4 protein-coding genes are annotated in these 3,675 nt (G+C 71.8%); 1 reads left to right on the top strand and 3 read right to left on the bottom strand.

What is annotated here, in order from left to right; genetic code table 11:
• Positions 1-652 (top strand): MerR family transcriptional regulator (locus AC2VNT_RS11305; RefSeq protein ID WP_486946940.1); only part of this gene is annotated, 652 nt, incomplete at its 5' end.
• Between the two features lie 8 nt (positions 653-660).
• Here AC2VNT_RS11305 and AC2VNT_RS11300 read toward each other — a convergent pair.
• The 3 genes from AC2VNT_RS11300 to AC2VNT_RS11290 form a co-directional block, all read right to left on the bottom strand.
• Positions 661-1,497 (bottom strand): hypothetical protein, encoded by an 837-nt coding sequence (locus AC2VNT_RS11300; RefSeq protein WP_486946939.1) that lies wholly within the window; start codon positions 1,495-1,497, stop codon positions 661-663.
• A 4-nt stretch (positions 1,498-1,501) separates the two neighbouring features.
• A complete protein-coding gene (locus AC2VNT_RS11295; protein ID WP_486946938.1) occupies positions 1,502-3,025 on the bottom strand; it encodes an aldehyde dehydrogenase family protein in 1,524 nt (507 codons plus the stop codon).
• A 134-nt stretch (positions 3,026-3,159) separates the two neighbouring features.
• Positions 3,160-3,645, bottom strand: a complete 486-nt coding sequence (locus tag AC2VNT_RS11290; RefSeq protein ID WP_486946941.1) for a mycothiol transferase — start codon at positions 3,643-3,645, stop codon at positions 3,160-3,162.
• Positions 3,646-3,675 lie beyond the last annotated feature (30 nt).

Genomic DNA, 3,675 nt, shown 5'->3' with positions numbered 1-3,675 from the left:
CTACAACGACTGGCACCTGCGTCAACTGCGGGCGATCAACCGCCTGCTCGGCGAGGGGTTCACCATCAAGCACATCACCCGGTTCCTGACCGGGCTGCAGCGTGGGGCGAAGCTCGTCGACGTGCTCGACCTGTCCGACCTGTCGGACCTGCTCGAGCAGCGGTGGTCCAACCCGGCGGCGGGAACGCTGTCCGGGGCGCAGCTGGAGAAGCGGCTGGGGCCGATCGACGGCCCTACGCTGTCGAAGCTGGTCGAGGCCGGACTGATCCGGCCCACCGAGAACCCCGACTCGTATCGGGTCCCGGACCTGCAGACCGTCGACGACTTCGCCGCGCTGATCGCCCGCGGCATGAGGCTGGACGACCTCGCCGAGATCCACATCGCGATGAACGGCAAACTCGACGAGGCGGCCCGGGTCCTGGTCAGTGCGGCGCACGACGAAGTGACCCGGCGGCGGGGACCGGGCTGGATGCCGTCCACCGACGACGAACTCTCCTGGGCCACCGACATCGTCGCGACCATGCGGCGCGTCGCCACCCATTCGGCGCACTCCGCGATGGACCGGGCACTCGACCAGGCGCTCCGGGCAGAGCTGCGGCTGCACCGTCGGGCCGCCGAACAGACCGATCCGGCACCGCCAGCCGGGGATTGACCCGCGGTTCACCGGTCGATCAGGGCGCCCAGCAACGCCACCGCCGCAGCCAGCGCCACCAGCACGCCGCCGCCCGCCAGGGTCAGGTTGAGCCAGTGGTGCAAGCCGGATTCGGCGACATCCACCATCGCCTCGACGATTCGGCGGACATCGTCGCTGACCGCACCGAGCGCGCCGTCCAGGTAGCGGCGGCCGACCTCGATGCCGGCCCAGCCGGCGGCCCCGACCAGCAGCGCGGATATCCCCAGACCGGCCAGTGTCCGGCACCGGCTGCGTGCCAGCGCCAGCGTCAGCAGCGCGGCGAGCACGGTCAGCGCAACCGCCGCGATACTCGCCCACGGCCCCCACACCGCCGCCGGCCGCAGTCGTCCGGCGCGGAGGTAATCCGGTGTCGAGGCGCTCAGCGGGACGACGACGGTATCCGGCAGCTGCACGTCGTTTCCGGCCAGCGTCTGCTGGAATGCACCGTCGCGCAACATCGGCGCCAGGTCCACCGTCCACGAGTCGGCGCCGGCCTGGGCATCGGTGAACAGCCAGTCGTGCGCGGCGCGGTTGACCTGGGCGAAGGCGTCCGGGAAGTCCGGGCCGGCGGCGTAGCCGGCGGCGATCCGCTGGACATCCTCGACGTCGACGGTGTATCCGCGGTCCCGGATCAGCCGCGTCGTCTGGGTGGTGAGTTCGGCGGCGGCGGCCCGCTGCAGCTTTGGGTCGTCCGCGGCCTGCCGGGCCAACCGGGCGTACCCGTCGACGTCGACCAGGCTGCGCTGCGCCCACACCCCGGGCACCGTCACCGCCAGCAGCGCGGTGGTCACCAGCCAGGCCAGCAGCGCGGTCAGGAACCGCACGCGGCTATTTCGCACGGCGCCGGGGACGGGCCAGCGCCGCCCGGGTGATCAGCCGGTTTCCCCGGGCCAGCGCCTTGAACGAATTGTGGTAGTAGTTGCCGCCCGCGCCGGCGTTCGTCCGCGGCGTGACCACGGTCTCCGGCCGGCAGAACTTGCGCATCCCGTCGGCGCCGCCGAACCGGGCGCCGATCCCGGACGATTTCCAGCCGCCCATCGGTGCGGCCAGGCACATCAGGTTCGCCAGCGCGTCGTTGACGTTGACCGCGCCGCAGTCAAGCTGCACGGCAATGTCTTTGGCGCGGTCGACGTCGCGGGAGAACACCGATGCGCTCAGTCCGTACGGGCTGTCGTTGGCCAGCCGGATCGCCTCTTCCACGGTGGCGACCTTCATGATCGGCAGGGTCGGGCCGAAGGTCTCCTCGGTCATGCACGCCATCGAATGGTCGACGTCGACCAGCACCGTCGGCGGGTAGAAGCTGCCCGGGCCGTCGGATCGGGCACCGCCGGTCAGCGCCTTCGCCCCGGCCGCCACCGCGTCGGCGACGTGGCGTTCGGTGACCGCCAGCTGCTGCTCGTCGATCAGCGACCCCAGATGGTTGCCGGCGCCGGCCCCGACCTGCAGGGCCTGCACGTCGCGGACCACCGCGGCGACGAACTTGTCGTAGACGCCTTCGAGCACGTACACCCGCTCCACCGAGACGCAGGTCTGGCCGGCGTTGAACATCGCCCCCCACACCGCGGCGTGTGCGGCCAGGTCGATGTCGGCGTCCTCGCAGACGATCATCGGGTCCTTGCCGCCCAGCTCCAGGCTGACCGGGGTGAGCCGTCGGGCGGCGCGCTCCATCACCTTGATGCCGGTTGCGGTCGAGCCGGTGAACTGGACGTAGTCGGCGTTGTCGATCACCGCCTCGGCCACCGCGCGGGCACCCTGCACCACCGCCAACACGTCCGGGCAGCCGGACGCCAGCCAGCCACGACGCAGCAGCTCCGCGGTGAGCGGGGTGCGCTCGGACGGCTTGAGCAGCACCGCGCAGCCGGCCGCCAGCGCCCCGACTCCGTCCATCAGCGCGTTGGCCACCGGGTAGTTCCACGGCGCGATGACGCCGACCACCGGACGCGGCCGGTAGTAGACGGTGACCCTCTTGATCGCCAGCAGCGGCAGCGACGCCGGCCGCCGCTGCGGCGCCAGCGCCTTCGCCATCGTCTTGACCGCGTAGGACAAGATCATCAGCAGCAGCGGCACCTCCTGGGCGGCGTCGGCAGCCGACTTGCCGGTCTCGGCGATCAGCAGCTCTTCGATCTCGCCGCGGTGGTCGGCGAGCCAGACCGCGAACCTCGACAACGCCGTGGCGCGTCCCTCGGTGCCGAGCCGCTCCCAGTCCCGCTGTGCCGCACGCAGTCCGGCGGCGATCTGCGGCACGTCGGCCGGATCGGTCCAGGTCACCTGCCCGGCCGTGGCGCCGGTAACGGGGTTGCGCACCGTGCCGGTGCCGGAGTACTCGGGGACGACGGGTGTGGTGGCAGTCATAGCGTCATGCTACGGCGCGATCGTGACACGACTGTCTGCTGGCGGGCGGCTGCGCCGGGGACGACTCCGACTTCTTCGGCGAGGCGCACCACGACGGGCGGCTGACCCCGGCTGCTCGGCGGCACCGACGCCGGTCAGGGCGCGATGCCGCGCAGGTAGGCAGCCTGGCCCAGGTGCTGGGCGCAGTCGTCGACGGTGCTGACCAGCCGGGCGCTGGCGGTCACCGGCGGATCCCAGTTGGTGTCGACCACCCGGGCCAGTTCGTCGGCGTCGATTCCGGCCAGGTAGTCCAGGGTCAGCCGGTGCACGGCGCGGTAGTAGCCGGCCAGCAGTTCGGCCGGCACCCGGACCTTGGCGACGTCGGCGGCGCGGTGTCCGTACCCGGTGTCGTTGCGCGGCAGGTCCAGACCGAATCGGTTCACCCAGTCGTCCCGGGTCCACACCTGCTGCACCCCGGCGATGTCGGCGACCTGCCAGTCCTGCACCCGGGCGCTGTGCCAGATCAGCCAGGCGATGCTGTTGGCGGTTGCGGTCGGCCGGTAGCCGGCCACCGCATCGGTGAGGCCGGCGGTGAGCGCGTCGACGTGCTCGATCAACCGGGTGAACGAGTCGCGGAGCAGCTCGCGTGCGGCGTCGGCGTTCGAATCGGC

Source organism: Mycobacterium sp. TH-M15 (assembly GCF_057473705.1).
Note: the sequence above shows the minus strand (reverse complement) of the source record. Positions and strands in the feature narration are given on the sequence as shown.

Bases quoted from the DNA above. Each gene is read 5' to 3' on its own strand.
- AC2VNT_RS11295 (WP_486946938.1), bottom strand. From the start codon at position 3,025: ATGACTGCCACCACACCCGTCGTCCCCGAGTACTCCGGCACCGGCACG.